The organism is Gabonia massiliensis, from assembly GCF_001403595.1.
GTDB classification, from domain to species: Bacteria; Bacteroidota; Bacteroidia; order Bacteroidales; family Coprobacteraceae; genus Coprobacter; species Coprobacter secundus.
Map to the genome: position 1 here is coordinate 745,447 of NZ_LN877940.1, position 25,100 is coordinate 770,546.

Annotated in this window: 19 protein-coding genes, 1 tRNA gene and 1 pseudogene; 17 read left to right on the plus strand and 4 right to left on the minus strand. The window is 37.8% G+C overall.

Going from position 1 to position 25,100, the window contains the following annotated elements; genetic code table 11:
* Position 1: 1 nt before the first annotated feature.
* The 10 genes from BN2628_RS13075 to BN2628_RS13120 all read left to right on the plus strand — a co-directional run bounded on the left by BN2628_RS13075 (position 2) and on the right by BN2628_RS13120 (position 11,473).
* Positions 2–550 carry a DUF4199 domain-containing protein gene (locus tag BN2628_RS13075; protein ID WP_044224521.1) on the plus strand — a complete coding sequence of 183 codons (549 nt, stop codon included), beginning with the start codon at positions 2–4 and terminating at the stop codon, positions 548–550.
* Between the two features lie 4 nt (positions 551–554).
* The gene (locus BN2628_RS13080; protein ID WP_044224518.1) at positions 555–1,505 is read left to right on the plus strand and encodes a glycosyltransferase family 2 protein; all 951 of its coding nucleotides are present in this window, start codon (positions 555–557) and stop codon (positions 1,503–1,505) included.
* Between the two features lie 66 nt (positions 1,506–1,571).
* Positions 1,572–2,096 carry a nitroreductase family protein gene (locus BN2628_RS13085; RefSeq protein ID WP_044225117.1) on the plus strand — a complete coding sequence of 175 codons (525 nt, stop codon included), beginning with the start codon at positions 1,572–1,574 and terminating at the stop codon, positions 2,094–2,096.
* Between the two features lie 71 nt (positions 2,097–2,167).
* The gene (locus BN2628_RS13090) at positions 2,168–2,596 is read left to right on the plus strand and encodes a DUF6452 family protein (RefSeq protein ID WP_052431361.1); all 429 of its coding nucleotides are present in this window, start codon (positions 2,168–2,170) and stop codon (positions 2,594–2,596) included.
* Positions 2,577–3,368 (plus strand): DUF6048 family protein, encoded by a 792-nt coding sequence (locus BN2628_RS13095; protein WP_044224513.1) that lies wholly within the window; start codon positions 2,577–2,579, stop codon positions 3,366–3,368. The genes BN2628_RS13090 and BN2628_RS13095 overlap by 20 nt, the downstream gene beginning before the upstream one ends.
* Positions 3,369–3,386: 18 nt before the next feature.
* Positions 3,387–4,625: a mechanosensitive ion channel family protein gene (locus tag BN2628_RS13100; protein ID WP_087880299.1), complete on the plus strand. Its 1,239-nt coding sequence runs from the start codon at positions 3,387–3,389 to the stop codon at positions 4,623–4,625.
* An 80-nt stretch (positions 4,626–4,705) separates the two neighbouring features.
* A complete protein-coding gene (locus BN2628_RS13105; protein WP_082002198.1) occupies positions 4,706–5,926 on the plus strand; it encodes a lipoprotein N-acyltransferase Lnb domain-containing protein in 1,221 nt (406 codons plus the stop codon).
* A 22-nt stretch (positions 5,927–5,948) separates the two neighbouring features.
* Positions 5,949–7,529, plus strand: coding sequence for an alkaline phosphatase family protein (locus BN2628_RS13110; RefSeq protein ID WP_044225105.1), 1,581 nt, complete (start codon positions 5,949–5,951; stop codon positions 7,527–7,529).
* A 94-nt stretch (positions 7,530–7,623) separates the two neighbouring features.
* Entirely contained in the window at positions 7,624–10,929 is a 3,306-nt protein-coding gene (gene secA / locus BN2628_RS13115; RefSeq protein WP_044224510.1) for a preprotein translocase subunit SecA, read from the plus strand.
* A gap of 85 nt (positions 10,930–11,014) precedes the next feature.
* Complete coding sequence (locus tag BN2628_RS13120; protein WP_044224508.1) at positions 11,015–11,473, plus strand: GNAT family N-acetyltransferase; 459 nt, start codon at positions 11,015–11,017, stop codon at positions 11,471–11,473.
* A gap of 78 nt (positions 11,474–11,551) precedes the next feature.
* On the opposite strand, the gene BN2628_RS13125 is transcribed toward BN2628_RS13120, so the two are convergent.
* Both BN2628_RS13125 and BN2628_RS13130 read right to left on the minus strand, forming a co-directional pair.
* Positions 11,552–12,745: a putative sugar nucleotidyl transferase gene (locus BN2628_RS13125; protein WP_044225102.1), complete on the minus strand. Its 1,194-nt coding sequence runs from the start codon at positions 12,743–12,745 to the stop codon at positions 11,552–11,554.
* A 10-nt stretch (positions 12,746–12,755) separates the two neighbouring features.
* Positions 12,756–13,262 carry an FHA domain-containing protein gene (locus tag BN2628_RS13130; protein WP_044224504.1) on the minus strand — a complete coding sequence of 169 codons (507 nt, stop codon included), beginning with the start codon at positions 13,260–13,262 and terminating at the stop codon, positions 12,756–12,758.
* Positions 13,263–13,429: 167 nt separating this feature from the next.
* Between BN2628_RS13130 and BN2628_RS13135 the strand changes: the two genes are divergently transcribed.
* Together BN2628_RS13135 and aroB are read left to right on the plus strand one after the other, a co-directional pair.
* Positions 13,430–14,170, plus strand: a complete 741-nt coding sequence (locus tag BN2628_RS13135) for an inorganic diphosphatase (RefSeq protein WP_044224501.1) — start codon at positions 13,430–13,432, stop codon at positions 14,168–14,170.
* Between the two features lie 32 nt (positions 14,171–14,202).
* Entirely contained in the window at positions 14,203–15,261 is a 1,059-nt protein-coding gene (aroB, locus tag BN2628_RS13140) for a 3-dehydroquinate synthase (RefSeq protein WP_044224497.1), read from the plus strand.
* A 149-nt stretch (positions 15,262–15,410) separates the two neighbouring features.
* Here the strand turns inward: aroB and BN2628_RS13145 are convergent, their stop codons facing one another.
* The gene (locus BN2628_RS13145; RefSeq protein ID WP_055097619.1) at positions 15,411–18,263 is read right to left on the minus strand and encodes a TonB-dependent receptor; all 2,853 of its coding nucleotides are present in this window, start codon (positions 18,261–18,263) and stop codon (positions 15,411–15,413) included.
* 335 nt (positions 18,264–18,598) lie between these two features.
* Between BN2628_RS13145 and BN2628_RS13150 the strand changes: the two genes are divergently transcribed.
* Positions 18,599–18,673 (plus strand) — tRNA-Pro (locus BN2628_RS13150).
* A 118-nt stretch (positions 18,674–18,791) separates the two neighbouring features.
* Here the strand turns inward: BN2628_RS13150 and BN2628_RS17050 are convergent.
* Positions 18,792–19,707 (minus strand): annotated as a pseudogene (locus BN2628_RS17050) (ISL3 family transposase); the annotation flags it as partial.
* Between the two features lie 920 nt (positions 19,708–20,627).
* Here BN2628_RS17050 and BN2628_RS13160 point away from each other — a divergent pair.
* The 4 genes from BN2628_RS13160 to BN2628_RS13175 all read left to right on the plus strand — a co-directional run bounded on the left by BN2628_RS13160 (position 20,628) and on the right by BN2628_RS13175 (position 25,007).
* Positions 20,628–22,268, plus strand: coding sequence for a ribulokinase (locus BN2628_RS13160; protein WP_044224491.1), 1,641 nt, complete (start codon positions 20,628–20,630; stop codon positions 22,266–22,268).
* A gap of 7 nt (positions 22,269–22,275) precedes the next feature.
* Positions 22,276–23,280: a LacI family DNA-binding transcriptional regulator gene (locus BN2628_RS13165; RefSeq protein WP_257606485.1), complete on the plus strand. Its 1,005-nt coding sequence runs from the start codon at positions 22,276–22,278 to the stop codon at positions 23,278–23,280.
* 82 nt (positions 23,281–23,362) lie between these two features.
* The gene (locus BN2628_RS13170; protein ID WP_055097624.1) at positions 23,363–24,292 is read left to right on the plus strand and encodes a dihydrodipicolinate synthase family protein; all 930 of its coding nucleotides are present in this window, start codon (positions 23,363–23,365) and stop codon (positions 24,290–24,292) included.
* Between the two features lie 112 nt (positions 24,293–24,404).
* Positions 24,405–25,007 carry a NanQ anomerase/TabA/YiaL family protein gene (locus BN2628_RS13175; protein ID WP_052431359.1) on the plus strand — a complete coding sequence of 201 codons (603 nt, stop codon included), beginning with the start codon at positions 24,405–24,407 and terminating at the stop codon, positions 25,005–25,007.
* Positions 25,008–25,100 lie beyond the last annotated feature (93 nt).

Sequence of the window (25,100 nt, forward strand, 5' to 3'; positions counted from 1 at the left end):
CATGCAGGACGGGAATAACGGAAAGACTATTGTGAGATATGCTATGGAATATGGCATTTATTTTGGTTTATTTCTGATTGTAAAGTTTTTGATTACTACTCAAAGTACTAAATTTATTGCTCTGAATGTATTGGCAGAGATATTGTTTGTTTCTATTCCTTTTGTGCTTTATTATTTAATGAAGATGTATCGAAACAAGGAAAAAGGAAGGGTGGGTTTTGTCCATTTGTGGACATTTGGTATTTTCTTATTTTTCTTTGCGTCGTTATTGAGTGGTTTGGTACAGTATGTGTTTTATCAATATATCGATCCCCTTTACCTTGAAAAACAGATTGCGTCGTTATTGGATATGTTGGCAATGTTAAGCAACCAGCAAGGGTCGGAGTTTTTACAAATGATGCGTGAGGGATTAGAGAAAGGGGGAGCACCTACTGCTATTGAAATGGTGTACCAGACAATATTGTCGAATGTATTTTTCGGTTCTTTATTGTCTATGCTTTTAGCTTGGATTATGAGATCTCGTAAATTGAAAATAAATACTTTAAGATAAGAATATGGATATTTCATTGGTTATTCCTTTATATAATGAAGCAGAATCTTTACCTGAATTGACTGCATGGATTGAGCGGGTAATGGATAAGAATGGCTTTTCTTATGAAATATTATTTATTAATGATGGTAGTTCTGATAACTCTTGGAGTGTTATAGAATCTCTTCGTGAAAGAAATAAGAATATAAAAGGAGTGAAATTCCGTAGAAATTATGGCAAGTCTCCGGCATTACATGTAGGTTTTGGCAAAGCTCAGGGAGATGTTGTGATTACGATGGATGCTGACTTGCAGGATAGTCCGGATGAGATTCCAGAACTCTATCGAATGATAACGGAAGATGGATATGATTTGGTATCCGGTTGGAAAAAGAAACGTTATGACCCGTTATCTAAAACTATTCCTACTAAAATATATAATGCGACAGCCCGAAAGGTAACGGGTATATATTTGCATGATTTCAATTGTGGTCTGAAGGCCTATCGAAATGAAGTGGTGAAGAATATTGAGGTTTATGGAGATATGCATCGTTATATTCCCTATTTGGCAAAAAATGCAGGATTTAGTAAAATTGGTGAAAAAGTTGTGCATCACCAGGCTCGTAAGTATGGTAAGACCAAGTTTGGGTTGAATCGTTTTGTTAATGGCTATTTGGATTTGCTGACACTTTGGTTTTTTTCAAAGTTTGGGGCTAAACCGATGCATTTTTTTGGTTTATTAGGAAGTGTGATGTTTATTCTCGGTTTTTTTTCGGCGATAGCAGTAGGAGCATATAAGATTTATGCCCTTTATTCGAATATGCCATATCGATTGGTGACAGATATGCCTTATTTTTATTTGGCTCTTACGGCCATGATATTAGGGACATTACTCTTTTTGACAGGATTTTTGGGTGAATTGATTTCACGGAATGCTGTGGGACGAAATGTTTATAATATAGAAAAGGAGATTTTGTAATTAATATTTAAGAATAGAAAATATATTCGAATGTATCTGGTAGATGACAAAACAAGAGAGAGCGATATGGATATGTTGACATTATCCCGTCTTCGTTGTTCGGTTCGAGATTATGTTTCCCGTAATGTAGAGAAAGAAAAACTTGAATATATTCTTGAAGCTGCTCGATTGGCCCCTTCTGCAGTAAACTTCCAGCCGTGGTTTTTTGTTGTAATTAAGGGGGAAGAAGGCTGTAACCATATACGTCAATGTTATGATAGAGAGTGGTTTCGTTCTGCACCAATGTATATTTTAGTTTGTGCCGACCATCGTTCTTCTTGGGTACGAAAGTCTGACGGGAAAGACCATGCCGACATTGATGTAGCAATAGCGACAGAGCATATTTGTTTGGCTGCGGCCGAAAAAGAATTAGGGACTTGTTGGGTTTGCAATTTTGATACGGATTTGTGTAAACAATTGTTTAATTTGCCAAGTGGTGTTGAACCTGTGGTGATCGTTCCGATAGGTTATCCCAAAGAACCGGAGGTGTTTGTTTCGACACCGAAAAGACGGAAAGCATTTAATGAAATAGTGAAATGGGAAAGTTTCTGAGATATATAACTATAACATTGCCGATTTGGTTAGTACTTATAGCTTTTATTTCATGCAATGACACAGGGTGTATGGAAAATAGAAGTAGCATACCCTATGTGACGATTTATAGTGATTCTACAGTTCCTCAAGCTATTTACATAGATTCTCTTACTGTTTATGGTGTTGGACAAATTGGAGACTCTATGCTGCTCGATACGGCGATGAATGTTTCTTCTATGTATTTGCCTTTAAGGGACGATAAAGATACCACTCGTTTTGTCATTCGCTATGACCAGAAAAATATACATCCCAGATACAAGACTGATACATTGACATTTGTTTACCATAGCTATGTTTATTTTGCTTCTGCAGAGTGTGGAGCAATGTTTAATTATATTATTGATAGTCTTGGATATACAACGTATCAATTGCAGTCTGCTAAATTGGTGCAGAACGAGATAACTAATTTTAGTACAGAGAATATTCAACTTTTTTATCATGTTGACCAGGTGCAGTAGTTTATTGATAGGAGGGTTGATGTGTGTGTCTTTGATGTTTGCGCAACAACCTCAAAGACCATCGGAAAATAGGAAAAATACACCGGTATCGAGGCCGGTGCAGACAGCCCAAAAGCAGCAGGAACCACCTAAAGAGCCAAAGCATAAATATCCTCTATTGAATAGTGTTTTAGTAGGGATTGACTTGTTTAGTCCAGTGGCCAATTTATTCGGACAAAAATATGGAAATTATGAGGCCAGTGTTGAGTTAGACCTTCATAATCGATTTTTCCCTATTTGGGAAATTGGTATAGGACAGTCAAATAGTACACCTGAAGATATGAATTTTACATATATAGGAAAGCCCGCTTTATACAATCGTATAGGATTGAATTATAATATAAAATATAACAGTTTGTCATCTGACTATTTTTATATAGGATTGAGATATGGCTTCTCGGCTTTTCATTATGACATAAAAAATATACACTTAGATTCTCCTTATTGGAATCCAGATAGTCCTGTCACAGCAGAAATTTTAAACCAAAAATCCAGGGCACAATGGGTTGAAGGGTTACTTGGGGTCCGGGTGAAAATTTATAAAGGACTGATGATGGGATGGAGTGTGAGATATAAATGGAAAATAAAGGTAAAGGACAATTTCCAATCTTCTCCTTGGTTTATACCTGGATTTGGCAACTCCGGCTCGTCAGTGGCGTTTACTTATTCCATATATTATAAACTTCCTTTGTCTTTCAAAAATAAAAAAGCAGATAAGCTGTTAACACAATAAATTAATCTTCATTTGCCTATGATGTTGCAAATTGACAGTATAAACAATCAGATAACCGAGTGGGTTACGAGTCTTGATATTGCTCCTAAGTGGGATGGACCGGTATATCAATTGGTAGTATTGTTTATAATATTGTTGTTAGCTGTTCTTTCCGATTATGCATGTCGTTTTTTTATTTCACATGTATTACGAAGAATCATTAGAAGTACACGAATTACGTGGGATGATTTACTACTTGACCGTAAGGTCTTGAACCGTTTTGCATTAGTCGTTCCGGCAGTGTTGGTATATTTTCTTCTTCCATTGGCTTTTCCACAGCAGCCATTATTACTGTCTTATTTACTTAAATTTTGCCTTGTTTATATTATTGCGGTTATTTTACGTTTTTTCAGTGCTTTGTTCAATATTTTATTTGAAATATATTCGGAGAAAGAGAAATTTAAGAATCGACCGTTGAAGGGGCTCTTTCAGACGTTACAAGTAATTTTGTTTTTCGTAGGATTTATCTTAATTATCAGTGTAGTCATAGACCGTTCTCCTATGACTTTGTTTGCCGGATTAGGGGCATCAGCTGCTATACTTTCTCTGGTATTCAAAGATACGATTATGGGATTTGTGTCGGGTATCCAATTGTCTGCGAATGATATGTTGCGGCCGGGAGATTGGATTACTATGGATAAACATGGAATTAACGGCCGAGTCATTGAAGTGACTTTGAATACTGTGAAAATACGTAATTTTGATAATACCATTCTGACGGTTCCGCCTTATTCTTTAGTCAATGAATCATTTCAGAATTGGAGAGGAATGGAAGAGTCTGAAGGTAGGAGGGTAAAACGCTCTATAAACATAGATGTGAACAGCATCCGTTTTTCTTCGTCAGAATTATTGATAAAATTATCCCAAATAGAATTGTTTCAAGACGTATTATCTGAATATTTAGGAGGTAAGAATAGCAAGCAAACAAAGGTTTCTAATCTTAAGTTGTTTAGAATTTATATTGAACGTTATATACAAAGTTTGCCTACGACGAATTCCGATATGCTCTATATGGTTCGCTATTTGGAAATGACGGATAAAGGATTGCCAGTGGAATTTTATTTTTTTTCTGCTCAGAAAGTCTGGGTTGATTATGAACATATTGTTGCTGACTTTTTTGATCATGCATTGGCAATGTTGCCTGTTTTTGAATTAAAACTGTTCCAAAGTCCGTCTGGTTCAGATTTGGACCGTTTGGTACGAAGACTGGAAAATTGATTTGGAATTTGTAATGAAAAGAGCTCTTTTTTCTAAATGACATTTTGTTAAAATTGTAGTACATTTACCGAATATAAAAGATGAGGACAAGTATGGGATACAATATGAATATAAAATATGCCTTTTTATTTTGTTTGTTTTATTTTGTTTACTTTTCAGCATATCCTTCTGTCGGAGATTCGATAAAAGTCAGTTTGCTGACCTGTTCTCCAGGAGAAAAGTCTTTTGAGTTATTTGGGCATACAGGTATTCGGGTACAGGGGCCAGAGAAAGATATGGATATTGTCTTCCATTATGGAGTATTTAATTTTAATGCTCCTCATTTTATTTATCGGTTTACAAAGGGAGAGACCGATTATAGTATAGGGACGACATCTTTTCGTAATTTTGTATTGAGTTATGCTGTAAGGAATAGCGGGGTAATGGAGCAAGAGCTAAACTTAACCGCCGATGAGAAAGAGGATTTGTTGCAAGCCTTGGTCGTGAATAATTTACCTCAAAATCGAATATATCGATACAATTTTTTATTTGATAATTGTGCGACTCGACCGCGAGATATAGTTGAGAGATGTATCCGAGGTAAGATTGATTACATTGCACCGGAGGGGCATACTACTTTCCGGGAAATGATACATAAGTGCACATTTAATTTTCCATGGTTGACATTTGGGATTGATTTGGCTTTGGGAGCTCCCTTGGACAAGCCGGTGTCTTATAGAGAAGAAATGTTTTTGCCGTCAGTTCTTATGGAAGCTTTTGGCAATGCACAAGTAATATCAACTCCACAAGACAATATACGTCCTTTAGTAACAAAATCTTATATAGTGGTACCTGATAGTCATAAGGGGATGGATAATAGTGTTAGTTACAATCCTTATACTACACCTATGGCTTGTGGAATTTATTTTTTAGTAGCCATATTGATACTATCAACTTTAGAAATATGGAAGAAGCAGCATTTTAAATGGCTTGATTGTATCATATTTTCTTTTTATGGAATTGTAGGTTGTGTCATTTGTTTTTTGGTTTTTATATCAGAGCATCCGGCAACTTCACCAAACTATTCCATTATATGGGCAAATCCGTTGCAATTACTAATTGGGGTGTTCGTTTGGGTAAAATATTTAAAAAAAGTAGTCAGTTATTATCATTTTGTTAACTTTGCGGTACTTTTGCTGTTTTTAATTGTATGGCATTGGTTGCCGCAATTACTCAATATAGCTTTTATACCGTATATCATAGTATTGATAGTACGTTCATTGACTTATATTGGGGTTGACAAAAGACTGAGAAATATATAATATGCCGAAGAAAGATAAAACAATGAATAAAGTTATTGCCTCGTTGCTATTGGCGCTGATAGCTGCACCGTTGGCTGCACAGACATCAGGTGATATACCTAAATTGGTTGTCGGCATTACGGTGGATCAGTTGCGGACAGATTATTTGCAAATGATGCAACATCTTTTTAGTGAAAAAGGTTTTAAACGCTTGATGAACGAGGGATTGATGTATGAAAATGTAACATTTGATTTTCCGAATCCCGATCGTGCTTCTGCAACCGCTTCGATTTATACCGGCACATATCCTTCGTATAATGGGATACCATCGAATACCTTGTATAATATTACCCGTAAACGTGTAGAGTCCGTATTGTTCGATATTAGTAAGATGGGGAATTATACGGATGAGACGGTATCAGCACAGAACTTATTGACTTCGACAATTAGTGATGAATTGAAGATTGCCAGTGATGGATTTAGTGCAGTCTATTCAATAGCACCTACTTTTGAACAGGCTATTTTGAGTGCAGGTCATGCTGCAAATTCTGCATTTTGGTTCAATGAGGCAAATGGCAAATGGGCTACTTCGACATATTATAATGATATCCCTGCTTATATTGATGTAGCCAATCGGGAAAATTCTTTATCGGAACGGATAGATACTTTATCTTGGCGGCCATTGTTACCGATTTCCAGATATACGGGGTTACCCTATTTGACGCAGGATTTTTTATTCAAACATGTTTTTTCGAAATATAAGCAACAAAAATATAGCTTGTTTAAGCGTAGCGGGCTAATAAATGAGGAGGTGACCCGTATGGCTCGCACATTTATTGAAAATGGAGGGCTGGGTAGTCATTCTTTACCCGATATGTTGAATGTTGGTTATTCTGCTGCCAATTTTCAAGATAAGTCGATACAGGAGTATAGTTTAGAAATACAAGATACATATGTACGTTTAGACCGGGAATTGGGTCAATTACTTGATTTGATAGATAAAAAAATAGGTCTTAAAAATACTGTAATATTTCTCACTTCGACAGGATATTTTAATGGAGAAGGGAAAGAAGCCGGAGTATTTAATGTCCCTGCCGGAGAGTTTTATCCTAAAAGAGCAACTGCTTTGCTCAATATGTACTTGATGGCTATTTATGGTCAGGGAGATTGGGTTGAAGGTTATCATAATCGAGAGATATTCTTAAATCATAAACTTATAACCGATAAGCAAATTCCTTTAGAAGAGATTCAGACTCGAGCTGCTGAATTTATTATTCAAATGACCGGAGTACAAGATGTCGTGACATCGTATCTTTTATTACATGGTCAGTGGAATAATCGTATAGATGCTGTTCGTCGGGGCTACCATCGTAAATTATCGGGGGATTTATTGCTGGAGATTCAGCCAGGTTGGGAAATTGTGTATGAAAATATAGATAATACACGCGACTATGTACGTGCCAATGCAATACCGGCTCCATTATTTTTCTTTGGTAAAAATATAAAACCGCAACATGTAATGAGGCCGGTAAAAGCTACAGCTATTGCTCCTACTGTAGCTCGTATATTGCGTATCCGATCTCCAAATGCAGCTTTAGAGTCTGCCTTGCCCGAAATCTACTAACCTTGCAGGGCTTATTAAGCAATGTTCTTATACGGCTCAGAATTATGTGATTTAACAGCCGGAAAAATGTAAAAATTTAAACATAAATATAACAATGGGATTTAATGAGATTCTAAAAAAATTATTCGGTAACAAGTCGCAAAGAGACTTGAAAGAAATAGACCCTTATGTACAAAAGGTAAAAGCGGTATATCCCGAAATAGAAAAATTGAGTAACGATGAATTACGTGCTCGCATTGATGATGTAAGACAAAGAATACAGTCTGCTGTTGCAGAAGATAAGCAACGTATTGCCGATTTGAAAGCAGGTGTAGAAGACTTGGATTTTGATAAGAGAGAGGCTGTTTGGGATGAAGTTGATAAGATAGAAAAAAATATCCTTGATAAGTATGAAAAAGCTTTAGACGAAGTACTCCCTGAAGTTTTTGCAGTAGTGAAGGATACAGCCCGTCGATTTGTCGAAAATGAAACTATAGAAGTCACAGCAAATGATTTTGACCGGGACTTGGCGGCAAAGCATGATTTTGTACATATCGAGGGTGACAAAGCGATTTATCAGAATCATTGGATGGCAGGAGGTAATGAGATAACCTGGGATATGGTACATTATGATGTTCAGCTTTTCGGAGGTGTCGTTTTGCATAAAGGCAAGATTGCAGAAATGGCAACAGGTGAAGGTAAAACTCTCGTTGCGACTTTACCTGTATTTTTAAATGCTTTGACAGGCAATGGAGTACATGTGGTAACTGTAAATGATTATCTGTCTAAGCGTGACTCTGAGTGGATGGGACCCTTGTATATGTTTCATGGTTTGTCAGTAGATTGCATAGATAAGCATCAACCAAACTCTGAAGAGCGTCGTATGGCTTATAATGCAGATATAACGTTTGGTACCAATAATGAATTTGGTTTTGATTATTTGCGCGATAATATGTCTGGTTCGCCTAAAGATTTGGTACAGCGTAAGCATAATTATGCAATTGTTGACGAGGTTGACTCGGTCTTGATTGATGACGCTCGTACACCCTTGATTATATCTGGACCTATACCGAAGGGAGAAGAACAGATGTTCGAAGAATTTTGCCCTAAGGTAGAAATGTTGGTGAAAGCCCAGCGGGCATATACAACCAAGTTGCTGACTGAAGCTAAGACAAAGATAGCATCTGAGGATAAAGAGGTAAGAAAAGAAGGTGCACTTTTATTGTTCCGTTCATTTAAAGGTATGCCGAAAAATACTCCGTTGATTAAGTATTTGAGTGAACCGGGAATAAAAGCATTATTACTGGAAACAGAGGCTTATTATATGCAGGAAAATAATCGTAATATGCCTATTGTTACAGACCCGTTGTTGTTTGTAATTGATGAAAAAAATAATAGTATCGAGCTTACTGACAAAGGTCTCGATATGATTACCGGAAATTCTGACGACCCACAATTCTTTGTATTGCCCGATATTGGTTCTCAGCTTTCTGAACTTGAGAATATGGGACTTACAGATGAAGAAAAGCAGTTGAAAAAAGATGAGCTAATGCAAAATTATGCTGTGAAAGCAGAACGTGTGCATACGGTAAATCAGTTACTGAAAGCTTATACTTTATTTGAGAAAGATGAAGAATATGTAGTTATCGATAATAAAGTGAAAATTGTCGATGAACAGACTGGTCGTATTATGGAGGGTCGCCGTTATTCTGACGGTTTACATCAAGCTATCGAAGCTAAAGAAAGAGTAACGGTAGAAGCTGCTACTCAAACTTTTGCAACAATTACATTACAGAATTATTTCCGTATGTATCATAAGTTGGCCGGTATGACCGGTACGGCAGAGACAGAGGCCGGGGAATTCTGGGATATATATAAACTGGATGTCGTTACAATTCCGACTAATAAGCCGATTGCTCGTATCGATATGAATGATCGTGTATATAAGACGAAGCGTGAAAAATATACAGCTGTTATTGAAGAAATACAGCGTATGGTAGACGCTGGCCGTCCGGTATTAGTAGGTACGACGTCGGTAGATATTTCAGAATTGTTGAGCAAGATGTTGACAATGCGTAAAATAAAGCATAACGTGTTGAATGCTAAATTGCATCAAAAAGAAGCTGAGATTGTGGCTCAAGCCGGGCAGTCGGGAACTGTGACTATTGCAACCAATATGGCGGGTCGTGGTACAGATATCAAGTTATCGCCAGCAGTACGTGAAGCAGGTGGTTTGGCGATTATAGGTACTGAACGTCATGAGTCACGTCGTGTTGACCGACAGTTACGCGGTCGTGCCGGACGTCAGGGAGACCCAGGTTCATCTGTATTCTATGTTTCGTTAGAAGACAATTTGATGCGTTTGTTTAGTTCTGACCGTATTGCTAAGGTGATGGATCGCCTCGGATTCGAAGAAGGAGAAATGATAGAGCATAGCATGATTTCGAAGTCGATAGAGCGTGCACAGCGTAAGGTGGAGGAAAATAACTTTGGTATTCGTAAGCGGTTGCTGGAATATGATGACGTGATGAATGCACAGCGGGAGGTAATCTATACAAAACGTCATCATGCTTTGTTGGGAGAGCGTATTGGTATCGATATTATGAATATGATGTTCGATGCTGTTCAGGCTATGGTTGAGGAGTACTCACAGACTAGCGACTATGATGGACTGCAGGAAGATGTATTTAAGACATTTGCTATCGAGATGCCTTTTACACGTGAAGAGTTCCGCTCGGAAAAGAATGAACGTTTGGTAGACCGTTTGTTTGAGGCTGTAATGAATGCTTTCAGAAGAAAGACCGATTATATGGCAACTGTTGCTAATCCTATTATTCGTCAAGTATATGAAGAACAGGGTTCGCGTTACGAAAATATATTGATACCTATTACAGACGGTAAACGCATGTACCAGATATCTTGCAATCTAAAAGAGGCATATGATACTGAGTCGAAAGCAATCAATAAGGCATTTCAGAAGTCTATATTGCTTTATACGATAGATGAGGCATGGAAGGAACACTTAAGAGACCTTGACCAATTGAGACAGTCTGTGCAGAATGCCAGTTATGAGCAGAAAGATCCTCTTTTGATTTTCAAATTAGAGTCTTTTGGTTTGTTTAAGACGATGATAGATAATATCAACCGTAAGACTGTTTCGATACTTATGAGAGGACAGATTCCTGTACGTGAGCCTGAACAAGTGCGTGAAGCAGCTCCTGAAAGACGGCAAGACTATAGTAAATATCGTACACAGAAAGATTCTTTGGTAGACAGGCAGCAACAAGCTGCGCGAGAAGCCTCAGGGCGTCAGGAGGTTCCTCACGAACCGGTAAAAGTAGGACCTAAGGTTGGCCGCAATGACCCCTGTCCGTGTGGAAGTGGAAAAAAATATAAGAATTGTCACGGACGAGGATTATAATAGATGAATCAAAAACAAAAACGGCAACTTCAAAATCGAAAGTTGCCGTTTTTGTTTATTATATTTTTGATATAAAGATATCTATATGAATAATTTAATTATGATTAGAGAATATAAATCTATAGATAAAAATGCTGTGTTAGAGCTGATTAGATTAAATATTCCTAAATATTTTGCATCAAGTGAAGAAGATGATTTTAGTCGATATTTAGATTCTGAAATAGAGCTTTACTATGTCCTGTTTTTTGACAAAAAGCTTGTAGGTTGTGGAGGAATAAATTTTTCAGATAATCGAATGACCGGAAAAATTAGTTGGGACATTTTGCATCCGGAGTATCAGGGAAAGTCTTTGGGAACGTATTTACTGGAATATAGAATTAAAAAACTAAAATCTATTGACAGTGTTCAGAGAATAACAGTTAGAACCTCACAGTTAGCATATAAGTTTTATGAAAAACGAAGTTTTGAGTTGCTTGAAGTTAAGAAAGATTATTGGGCAAGAGGATTTGATATGTATAGAATGGAGTATAAAATACAGGATTAACTAAAAGCTAATCCTGTAAAAATTATAGTATTCGAATATTATTTGTGAGGAGACAAGTTTGCATAGAATAGCAGAATTTTATTTCAGATTTTCCGTTTCATCGTGAATCGCTTCAAAAATAGCTCGGTCGACCTCTGTTAATACTTTCCCTCGGCGAGCCATCATCCGTTCGGCAATAGAAAAGAATCTGGACAAAGGGACATCTGAAAATCCGGCTGTGCCACCTTCACTGAATGAGGCTACAAAGTTACGTGGAAATCCGCTACCATGCACATTTACACCTACACCTAAAACAGTTGCAGTGTTGAACATACAGTTAATCCCGGCTTTGGAGTGGTCACCCATAATCAGGCCGCAAAATTGTAATCCGGTACGTAAAAAACGTCTTGACGGATAATTCCATAACTTTATTTCACTATAATCATTTTTCAAGTTTGATGCATTAGTCCCTGCTCCTAAATTACACCACTCTCCGATAACAGCATTCCCTAAGAAACCGTCATGACCCTTATTCGAATATGCTTGCATTATTACATTATTAAGTTCTCCCCCTACTTTACAATATGGCCCCAGAGTAGTAGCCCCGTATATTTTGGTACCCATATTTACCACAACATGCTCACAAGCAGCGAATGGGGCTCGGATACTTGAATTTTCCATGATTTCTGCGTCTTTTCCAATATAAATAGGTCCTTGTGTCACGTTTAGCGTGACACATTCTATGGATGCTCCCGGTTCTATAAAAATTTTGGGGGTTCCATCTTCGAAATTGGGGTTACCGATTACTCTGTTCGATGCTGGTAACGGGGCAGATTGTTTTTTTGATGTTATAATTTTGTAATCTCTTTCTAATGCGATATTATTGTTTATAAAAATGTCATAGAGTTTACGTAAGGACAATGGTTCGTTTTTTAATGGGTGAACAACTCCGAAATCATTTTCTTGGAATGCATCCAATGTCCCGTAAAATGCAATAAGTTCATCATTATAAAAGAGAGATTCCTGTTCAGACAATTTATCAAGTTCCTGAATCAATTCTTTATCAGGACAGACATTACCAGCAATAAAGTAATTATTATCATCAGTCTGCAATGGATATTTTTTTGCCAAGTAATCATTGGTCTTATAGGAGTAATTGCCAGGATACATTTGTTCCCATTTTTCTCGAATGGTAAATATCCCGAAGCGTATGTCAGAGATAGGACGTGTAAAAGTCAGCGGAAGCAGTTCCAGATGTAAAGATTCCGTATCAAAGAGAATAATGTTTTTCATAATCATATTTTTAGTCTGTATATGTTTGTTCCTCTTCTGAAAAATATACAATAAATGTAGTTGCTCCGATAGTGACTATCGACCCGTTTTCGAGAATAACTCTTTCTCTTTTGTTGAGCAACTCATGTTTTAGGAAAGTACCTGATGTGCTGGGAAAATCCCTCAAAGTATAAATTGTTTTTCCCTGCTTGTTTACTGAAATATTGATAATGCAATGTTGCCGTTCCATGGTCGTATCGCTACTCTCAATAGGAACATGTATATTTGTTCCTTTGGAACGTCTGCCAATAATGTTGTCTCCTGCAAAAAGAGGTAATTGCTGTCGGTAGCAATATGCATTTTCGAGAACAATGATATGGCCATATTGGGGTGTGTCGGTTGTTTTTGCCTGGTTGACTTGAATGCTAAATTTTTTCCCACAGTGAGGACAGACAAAAAATAGAGAACGGCCTTCTTCGTATTTCTGCTCATTGAAAGTGACGGTATTGTCGCATTTGGGGCACAGTACTTTTTTCATAATTTATTTATTCTAAATGCAAAGGTATAGGTAAATTGTGATAAATGCAATTGAGAGTTAAATTATAAATTTATTGGTGTCATACGAAATAGAGAGACATTTTGTTATTGAATAATAAGGATTAGTGGCAATTACTTTGTAATTTTGTTTCGAAAAGGAAAACGGATATGTATAATTTGTCTATACAGAATTATTTACAAAAGCATAGTTGTCAGAATATAAATTTGAAGGCTGTTCTTATCGATATGGACGGGGTATTATATGATTCTATGCGAAACCATGCACAAGCTTGGTATCTGACGATGACAGAACAAGGGATAAAGTGTTCCCCTGAAGAGTTTTATTTATATGAAGGGCGTACAGGCGCTTCGACAATAAATCTGTTGTTTAATCGCGAATTTGGACATGGAGTTACAGATGAAGAGGTTCACCGTATTTACCGGCTAAAGACAGATTTTTTTAACCGTATGCCTAAGGCAAAACCGATGCCGGGGGCTGCGGGTTTTCTCGATAATATACGAAAAAAAGGCCTTATTCCTGTTTTGGTTACAGGCTCCGGACAATCATCTTTGATAGATAAGTTGAATCATAGTTATCCGGGAGCTTTTATGCCTAAATATATGGTTACAGCTTTTGATGTAAAATATGGGAAGCCTGACCCGGAACCCTATTTAATGGGGCTGAAGAAAGCGGGAGTAGAGCCTAATCAAGCTATTGTAATAGAAAATGCCCCTTTAGGAGTACAGGCTGGAGTTGCAGCAGGTATATTTACTATCGGTGTGAATACAGGTCCTTTAGATGATAAAGTATTGATAGATGCTGGAGCAGATTTATTATTGAGTAGTATGCAGCAGTTATCAGAATCTTTCGATGATATATATTATCAGTTAGAGAATACCAGTTTCTGAAATAAATTAATTTTTGAACAATATAAACATTTATGTCACAGTCTATTTTGTTTACTAAAAATATTAGTCAAGCTATAGAAGAAACATTGTCTCTCTATACATTTGACAAACTATTTATATTGACTGATACAAATACACATGAATATGCTTTGCCGTTACTGTTAGATTGTCCCAGACTTGCAGATGCCATTGTGATAACAATTAAAGCTGATGATACACATAAGAATATGGAAGCTTTGGCTGCCGTGTGGTATGAATTGAGTAATCGGAAGGCGACCCGAAAATCCTTTCTAATCAATTTGGGTGGAGGGATGGTAACCGATTTGGGTGGTTTTGCAGCATCTACATTTAAAAGGGGAATTCAGTATATCAATATTCCTACGACATTATTAGGTGCGGTGGATGCAGCTGTTGGAGGAAAAACAGGAATAAATTTTAATGGATTGAAAAATGAAGTAGGAGTATTTAATCCTGCTTTGACTGTAATAATTTCGACACAGTTTTTTGTGACATTATCTCGTGAAAATTTATTATCGGGATATGCTGAAATGTTGAAACACGGACTGATTAGTGGCCCTGCCATTTATAATAAGTTGCTTACACTTGATTTTTCTGACCCGGATTTAGATAAACTGTTGCTCTTAGTTGAGGAGTCTGTAAAAGTAAAAGAGGAGATTGTGGAAGTAGATCCTTTTGAAAAAAATATTCGTAAGTCATTGAACTTAGGACATACAGTAGGACATGCCTTTGAAAGTCTTTCACACGAACGCCATGCCCCTGTGGCTCATGGTTATGCTGTAGCATGGGGATTGGTTTGTGAGTTATTGTTGTCACATATGCAGCTAAAGTTTCCAATTGAACGAATCCGCCAGCTTGCAGCTTTTGTATATGATAACTATGGAGCATTTCCTATAACTTGTGGCGAATATAATCACTTGTATGAGTTGATGACTCATGATAAGAAAAATGATTCAGGAGAAGTGAATTTTACATTGTTGTCAGATGTCGGGGAAATCATTATAAATCAGACGGCTACAAAAGATAATATTGAGATTGCTCTTGATTTATATAGAGATTTGTTTCATTTGTAGATTCATCGGGTAAAGAAATAGAATTACATATTGAAAAATGTATAATTCTATTTCTTGATATTGATTGCTGTCTTTATGTAGGGAAATGCTCTGTAACTATCCGAAAGATATTTCAGATAATCACGTTATTTTGCTGTTTTTTTGAAGAATTAGAAGTGCCTTGGCCCTCTTCCATGAGGCCCGCCTCCGAAACCAGGACCGTTGGGAGGTGTAGCATTTTTCCCGCCGAAAAGATTAAGCCGATAGATAAAATGTATCATACAATAACTATATATGGCGTTATATTCGGTATCTTGCCTCATAGCAGCACTGATAGTGCGACTTATATTACTCTGGTTATGTAGAATATCATAGAATTGAACACTTATCGTAGCTGCATTTCCTTTGAGAAAATCTTGTGATAATTGTGCGTTCCATATCAGTTCATCGCGATTCATACTGGCATCTACATATCCTCTGCGGGAATTTTGTGAAATATCTGTAGAGATTGACATATTCCATGGCAGCCGTATATTGGTACTTGCACCATAAGCAAACTGATAAATATCCATGTTATTGCTTTTTTGATAATTGTTTCGCGAATGTGTATAATCTATAGAACCGTTGAGAGATAATTCCCACCAGTCGTTCCGGTAAGTTCCACGTAAACGTTCACCGAGAGACAGGCGTTTAGTTGTATTCTTATCGGTATCTGCTGTGATATTTTTATCACTAATATAACTTACCATATTCTGGTAGTTAGTACGTGTAAATGTATTGATAGTGTATTTTTTATTACGTAAAGCTGTATTAGTACCCACAATTCCGAACAAATTCCAGTTTCCGTTAATATTTTCAGGAGTTGTCGTATAACCACCGGTCTCTTCATTATAGATTTTTCGGTTGCTGATATCATTTAGTACATTTCGGAAATTGAAGAAAGAGAACATACCCCGTTGAGTTTCAGGTTTGAAAATATTATACTCCATACGTAATTCGTTGGTAAATGCAGGCTTAAGCCCAGGATTTCCAATTGTAATGTTAAGAGGATCAGTATTATCTGTAATTGGAAGTAAATCAATCATATTGGGTTGAGAACTTCTTCCTCGGTATCTTATACGCAATCGGCTTGTTTTTGAAAAGTTGTAACTGAAGTCTAATGTCGGAGTGAAATTGAAAACATTTCGTGTTGTATCTACTTGATAATTACCTTGTGAATATGTCAAAGTAGAATGCTGAGGCTGAAATGATACACCTGCATTGAAATGCATCTTCTCTCGGAGCCATCGGAATGTCAAATCCATTTTGTGATTGTAATAATTATATGTTGCACTCTTACTTAAATTTGAGTTAAGAGTACCACCGTTTGTTCCAGCTTCGATTTCCCAATCTTGAGGCATGTCGAAAGCCGTATTGTCGGTTTTTGAGTGCTTATATTGAAAATTGTAGCTGAATTGTATAAATCCTCCTTTAAATATAGGTTCGCTATATGTAAGTCTGGCATTGTATTCGCTTGTTTTTGTTGGTGTTGTAATATATCGGTTTAGTATTTCCAGTCTGTTTTCTACTGTTTGTTGGAAATATTCGGTTTCAGATATAGAGAATAAGTCACTGTTACTGTTTGTGTAATTATATCTACCCCGGAATGTTATATTACGGCCGTCAGCATTCAATCTTCTGTTTACAATCATTGAACCTCCGGCATTGATATCGTTTCCTTTTTTCAGCGAATTCTTTAGTACGGTATTGACGATATTTGCTTCAGGTACAAGTGAAGTCAGGTCATCTGTTGCGAATAGTTCATCAGTAGAATATCCGGGGTCTTGATTGAATGTGTAAGAATTTTGAGCATTGCTGTTGTTGGTTTTTCCATATTTGATTCGTGGTCGGAAAATAAAAGTAGTCATTGTATCAGGACGCCATTCGATGAAAAAGTCACCGATCAGATTTGTTGTTTTATTTCGTGTATAATCCAGTGCATTCTTGAATGAACTGTTTTCTGTTGATACAAATGTTTCTGAAGATTGCTTACTTACTATGTCAGCATCTTTATAATTAAAATTGACACTACCTTCTGTTTTTAATTTTGTTGATTCGGTTGCGAAATTGAAACCTCCCATTTTGATAGCAGTCAGTCCGTTTTCTTTTCTGTGAAAACCACCGCCGCCACCGGGAAAACTATTATCATTTACATTATTTGCTGATCCGATTACAGTAAATCTATTATTATTTTTGAAATAATTTGCCAATAATTTTCCGCTGTATCGGTCTTTTGTGCCAATAGCACCATCAATATTACCAAAAAATCCATGGTTCATTCCGGGTTTGACACTTAAATCCAGAACAGTTTCTTCCTCTCCATCTTCTATACCAGTAACTCGTGCCATATCCGACTGCTTATCATAAGCCTTTACTTTTTCGATGATGTTTACCGGAAGATTTTTCATGGCTATATTGGGATCATCTGCAAAAAATTCTTTTCCATCAATCATAATTTTAGTGATTTCTTTCCCGTTAATTGTAATCTTTCCATTCTCATCGACTTCTGCTCCAGGCAACTTTTTAACGAGCTCTTCCAATGCAGAACCTTCAGGAACACGGTAAGCAGAACTATTGTAAACTAAGGTGTCTTCTGATGCAGTCACCTCTGGAGCTTGCCCGACGATGACGGCTTCTTGTAACATAATTGCATCTGTATGTAACTCGATATTTCCTATGTTAATATCGGGTTTTGCTTTAGTTAGAGTGATAGGGGTGAATGTTGGTTTATAACCGATAAAGGAAACTTTCAATAGATATTTTCCAATAGGCGCAGATATTGAAAAATGTCCATCCAGGTTTGTTGCATTCCCAGCTATCATTGAGCTGTCTCGCAAAGACAAGATTTGTACTGTCGCTTGTATGACGGGAGATTTATCGTTACTATCAATTACTACACCTGAAACCTTACCTTTATTGTTATTTTGTGCAAAGAGGGATTCTCCGACAAACAATAACAATATCCCTATGACCCATTTACTCATTATATAAAATATATTCAAAAAGTTAATTGTTCTTTTGACGAAGAAATATAAGAAAGGTTTAATCGTCTAAACTTTTTTAAAACTTATTTTTTTAAGTTGACTTTTCGATTTGAAATTTGATAATGAAGATTTCCTTTTATTTTTTTAAGAAAATGAAAAATAGAAGGGCTTGTATAGAAAAGCAGGAAAATTTGGGTATTATTGGGAGGGTAAGAAAAACAATATAAAGTAGTTATAATTTTATTTATAAATATCTATCAGAATAGTATAAAATAAAAATATTGATTTTTTTTGCTATTTAAAAATAAAGAATTACTTTTGCAGTCACAAATAATCGGGGCGTAGCTCAGTCCGGTTAGAGTACACGTCTGGGGGGCGTGTGGTCGCTGGTTCGAATCCAGTCACCCCGACTAAATATAGCCTAACTTATTGATATTCAATAAGTTAGGCTATGTCGGTTTGTATGTGCCGGGAGAAATACGGGAGAAAATGGATCATACCGAAAATCAGAGGAGATTTATTTTGTACATAAATGTTCGTAAGTTTGAATAGGAAAAAAGTAATATCTCTCACCTTTCTAAGCTGCGCTCTAAAAGCTTTAATATTAGCATTGAAAGGTTTGGTATCCGCATTGGTGGATTGTCTTTTAAAAAAGCCAACAATATTTGAGTAATGTGTTTGTATAGCTCTGGCAACAGTTCCAAAAGAAAGAAAATCGGATCTGTCTATCTGGTCATATCAATGCGCTAAACGGGTCAAGACAATGTCTGCTTATTTTGTCTGATGGTATATCTAGTCCAGCCTCAAGCTTAAGTAATATGCCTTCTTGATATTGGAATATTCCCGGAAGAGAATTGTTGCTCTTTTTCTTTGGCTTTCAGCCCGGAGTTCCTTTTTCTTGAATAAAAGATATTGGATTTTGGCCAACAGTTGTTTGCGGCTGTTCTTATTCTCAAATGTTTCAGGGACAAAGGGTTGCTCGGATGCTTTGTCTTATACAATCTCAACTATTTCTTTCTCCAATGTTTTCCATCATATCTTTATACACATTTCTTGTGCGGCTTCAAAAGTGAGCTTCAGAATATGAAGACGGTCGAAGGCCTGCTTGGCGGCTAGGGAAAAGCACGGGTTATCAGGGTCATGTCCATGATGATTTCACGAACCTGGAAACGACTGTGACGGGAAGGTATGAGCAACATTTGGGAAACCTTTTCAACAGCTGACACTTTGAACATAGTGATAATTGTTCCTTTTTTCCTTCCCATTTTTGTTTATCAGGATTGTACATAACTCTCCTGAAGAAAGAGCTGTTTCGTCCAGCCCGACATATAGCCCGATGTTTTTCTCGAAGAGAGCCCACTTCTTGACGTAGGAACGTTGTTCCCAATTCTTAAAATGGCTCAGATGATTTTTTGTATTGAGGCTCCAACAGTTTTGCATTCATCCCGTAATGATCTGCCAAAAGACTAATGCTTAGAACTCGAGAGTCGATCCAATGCTTTTAAAAAAGATGCAAATTCTTTCGTTATTTGCGTCCCATCTTGCCACTAATTTCCAATTACGCTTATACGGTGATTGAACCAGCGACGTTTTTTGATATACAACAAGCAGCAATGTATTCACGCGTTGGATAATTATACATCCTGACTTGTTCGTAAAATCTCTTGCTTTCCAATTTATTTGTTGCATACTCTTTCAAGGTGTATTTCTACTTGATCTGACTTTTCTTTGAATTCTGACAACTCAAAATAATCAAAACATTTAATAATATACCCAGTAGGTGTTTAAATTTTATGTAAATTGTTTTTAGCTCCTTTTTTCAGGTTGTTTATTATATAACACATCTGATTTGCAGGAAATAAGAAAAGCAAAACGAGATTTCATACGAACAGTTGTGTTGGATATGAAAAAAATTGGACGGAATCGCTGTACCTGAGAAGGGAAATATGCTATTCTTTCTCTCCATTTTTAACATGAAAATATATTGAGCTATAAAAAAATAATAGTTCCTGTAAATGTTAATATACACTCTCGATATCGTTTATAGTTTTTTTAGAAAGACATGTTTCTCTATGGTTCGAAACCCTTTTCAACAGGCTTATTTCTTTCGAAATATAGTATTAATATCTTAATAAATAGATGGTTGCTAAAATTTTGCTAAAAGTTAAACTATAGAAAAAGCTTTTTTTGTAAAAAAATAATTTTGATATTTGCAACATCGATTTAGCAAATAAAAGTTCTTTTACAACAAAAATCGTTTAAATAAACTGTTTTTGTGCTAATATAATGGGGGTTTCCATTATTTTTTTCAGAGTTTACTAAATCGAATTAGCAAAAAATGTAAGTAATGAAAAACACAGGAAGATGAAAAAAGGCTATGTAATAGGAATCGACTACGGTAGTGACTCATGTCGGGCACTCGTTGTAGATGTACAGGATGGTAGGACGGTAGCTTCGTCTGTGTGTTACTATCCGAGATGGAAAGCGGGTATGTATTGTGATGCGTCGCAGAACCGCTATCGCCAGCATCCTCTTGATTACATAGAAAGCCTCGAATGTGCTGTAAAAGATGCGCTAACCGAGTGTGGTAAGGAAGTCGCTTCGCACGTGAAAGGTATTGCTTTCGATACTACCGGAAGTACTCCGGTTATGGTAGACAGGTCAGGAACACCTTTAGCATTGTTGCCGGAACTATCGGAAAATCCCGATGCCATGTTCATCTTATGGAAAGATCATACGGCGGCTCAGGAAGCTGCGGAAATAAATGAACTGGCCCATTCTTGGCCGGTAGATTATACACAATACAGCGGTGGAAGCTATTCTTCGGAGTGGTTCTGGGCCAAGGCTCTGCATGTGATGAGAAATGATGCGTTGGTAAGGGAACAGGCATTTTCTATCGTGGAACACTGTGATTGGATGCCGGCATTGCTTACTGGAAATACCGATCCTATAAAAATGAAGCGAAGCCGTTGTGCGGCAGGACATAAAGCTATGTGGAATGCAGAGTGGGGAGGATTTCCTTCTCAGGAGTTTCTTTCAGCTATCGACCCGTTGTTTGATGGATACCGTTCGCACATCTCCAATGAGACTGACACGGCTGATACCCTTGCTGGGTACCTTACCGAAGAGTGGAGCACGCGTTTGGGATTGCCCAGACAGGTTGCCGTGGCCGTTGGTGTCATCGATGCCCATTCCGGAGCGATAGGCGCAGGAATAGAACCCCACAGCATAGTGCGCATTATGGGAACATCGACCTGCGATATAGCAGTAGCCTCTTATGGAGAGATAGACGGTCGTTGTATCGGGGGGATTTGTGGACAGGTTGACGGATCGGTGCTTCCCGGAATGATTGGAATGGAAGCCGGACAGTCCGCTTTCGGAGATATATACGCATGGTTTAGGCAACTGCTCATGTGGCCTTTGTACCAGGTCGGAAAAGACGCTCTTGCTGAAGAACTGTCAGACTCGGTCATCCCTATTCTGTCAGCTCAGGCGCAGGAATTGCCTTTATCTGCAAAAGATTTGGTGGCTACCGATTGGTTCAATGGCAGACGCACCCCGTATCCCGACTTGCAGTTACAGGCGTCCATTACGGGACTTACGCTGGGAACCACTGCACCGGTCATTTTTAAAGCATTGGTTGAAGCTACCGCTTTCGGATCGCTTGCCATTATAGAAGATATGAGCCGTAACGGCATTACCATAGATACAGTTATCGCTGTGGGAGGAATATCTCAGAAGTCACCTTACGTAATGCAGGTGCTGGCTGATGTGCTGGGTATGCCTATAAAAGTCTCAGTTTCCGGGCAGGCATGTGCTTTCGGGGCTGCGATGCTTGCCTCTGTTGCTTCTGGTATTTTCCCTTCGTTGGAAAAGGCTCGTCAGACCATGAATAGTAACTGTGCTGTGAAGTATTTTCCCTCTGAAGCACGACATGCCGTATACTTACAATTGTATACCCGTTACAAAGAGTTAGGATGTTTTTCGGAATCATCACAAAAATGATATGAAAATGAAAGATAGAAAAACGGTTACATTAAGCGATATTGCCGAGGTGTTGCATCTTTCACCTACTGTTATCTCTATGGTGCTTAATGGAAAAGCACGTAAATACAGAGTTAGCGAGGAAGTAGAACGGAAAGTAATGCATTGTGCCCGCGAGATGGGTTATCGTCCTAATCGTCTTGCCCAGAGTCTACGTACCGGAAAAACCCGTACTATAGGACTCATTTTGGGAGATATTTCCAATCCGTTTTTTGCCCGTATGGCCCGTTGTATCGAGAGAGAAGCCGCGAAGTATGATTATCAGGTTATGTTTGCCAATTCCGACGAATCGGCAGATAAGTTCGAACGGTCAGCACAGCTTTTTATCTCCAAGCAGGTCGACGGAATGATAGTTGCACCTACCGAAAACAGTGAAAAATCGGTGCGCAATATTCTCGATACGAAAATACCGATCGTGCTTGTCGATCGTATAATTGATGGGTTGCCGGTCGATTATGTGCAGATTGACAATGAAGATGCCACATACCGGTTGACCAATAAGATTATAGATAAAGGATTTCGTAAAATCGCTTATATGACCATTTCCCACGGACTGTCTAACTTTGTAGCTCGTTACGCGGGATTCAAACGGGCGCTTCAGGAAAGAAATGTTCCGTTCGATGATTCTCTTTTTTATGAAGTCGATTTTGAAAATTGCCAGAAAAGCGTGCGCGAAGGAGTATATATGTTCCTGCGTATGGGAATAGATGCGATTTTCTGTGCTTCGAACCGGGTGGGAACGCAGGTAATGATTGTGTTAAGAGAACGGAATGTCGAACTCTCAGATCATTTTACGGTAGTCAGTTTCGATAATCCCGATGAATTCAAGCTTGCTTATTTCCCAGTTTCTTGTATCGAACAGCCGATAGAAACTATCGGGGAAAAAGTGATGAGTATACTTATTTCGAAAATAAACGGCACGAGTGATAAAATAGAACAGGTCACTATTCCGGCTCGTCTTATAATGAAATAAGTACGGTGAAATTTTTTAATATTATGCTAAATCGTTAAAGTAAAGACAATAATATATTTACAGACTAATTAGAAAAGGGATTATGAGTAACAAAATGAATTCTCCGCTGTCGGGAATTATTCCTCCGTTGGTAACACCTTTATTAGACAATGATGTATTGGATATCGAAGGTTTGGAAAAATTGATTGAACATTTGATTGATGGGAGAGTACATGCTCTGTTTGTATTGGGAACTACAGGAGAAGCACAGAGCCTCAGTTATAAACTGAGGGTAGAGATGATAAAAAATACATGTCGCATTGTGAACGGAAGACTTCCAGTACTGGTTTGTATCTCAGATACGTCTATTATTGAGAGTGTAAACCTGGCACGTATTGCTGCTGATAATGGGGCCGATGCTGTGGTTTCTGCACCTCCCTATTATTTTGCATCAGGGCAGCCCGAGCTGGCTGAGTTTTACGAAGACCTCGTCCCTCAGTTGCCGTTGCCATTGTTCCTTTATAATATGCCTACGCATACCAAGGTAAATTTCGCACCTGCGACCATACGTCGTATAGCCGAAGATTTCAGGGTTATAGGATTTAAGGATAGTTCGGCCAATACCGTTTATTTCCAGTCGGTTATGTATGCCATGAAAGACCGTCCCGATTTTGCCATGTTTGTAGGGCCCGAGGAGATTACTGGAGAGGCTGTTTTGCTGGGAGCCCATGGAGGAATCAACGGCGGTGCTAATATGTTTCCTAAATTGTATGTATCCCTCTATAATGCAGCCCGCGAACGGAACATGGAAGAATTGTTGCGTCTGCAGAAAATCGTAATGCAGATCAGCTCTACCATATATACGGTAGGACAACACGGATCGAGTTACCTTAAAGGGCTCAAGACTGCCCTATCTTTGTTGGGTATATGTAACGATTTTGTAGCTTCACCTTTTCATCGTTTCGAAAAACCGGAACGCGATAAAGTGCGTAAAGCTTTAGAGAACCTTGATCTGAATCTGGTGCTGAAATAAAAGTTATATTGAATTTTATCCGCGATGAATTAAGGAATACTCCGTGCAGCCGGAATAGATGATATATCACTGTAAAATCAAAATAATTTTTAAAACTATAAAAAATAAGACCATGAGAAAAATCATTCTTTTGTTGATTGTCGCTCTTTTGGGAGCCTGTCATACAAATCAGAAAAAGCAAAACGAACAGACCGCAGGACATGTGAAAAGTATTTCCCTGGAAAATGGCAACATGGTGGTCACTTTCGAAGCCTGTCCCGATTCTTCTATCGATATGCAGGCGTGGCAGGAACATTACAATAAGTACCCCGAACGCTGGGAAGTTGCATTCGATTATCTTTCTGGTATCGACCCTGACAGTCTGCCGTTAGGACGTACCGACCTAAGCGATGAGGTATTCGTAGCTGTGAGTGAATACACGACCAAAGAACCGGCCGATGTCCGTTACGAGGCACATCGCCAGTATATTGATTTACAATATGTGGCCTCTGGAAGTGAATATATTGGAATTCAGAGAGATACAACACAACTCACCTGTGTACAACCTTATACCGAATCTAACGATGTGGCGTTCTATACCGGAGAGGGAGAATTAATGAAAGCTACTCCCGATCGTTTCTTTATTTTCTTTCCAAAAGATGCGCATCGACCTTGCTTAAAGGACAGTGAACCTGCATTATTGAAAAAGATAGTGGTAAAAATTAAAGCAGACTAAGAAATTGTATTGGATACATCAAGAGTTATTTTTTAACCGATTTTTTGTTTCTGGAGAATTTGAGATAACCGGTTTTTAAATTCTCCAGAAATA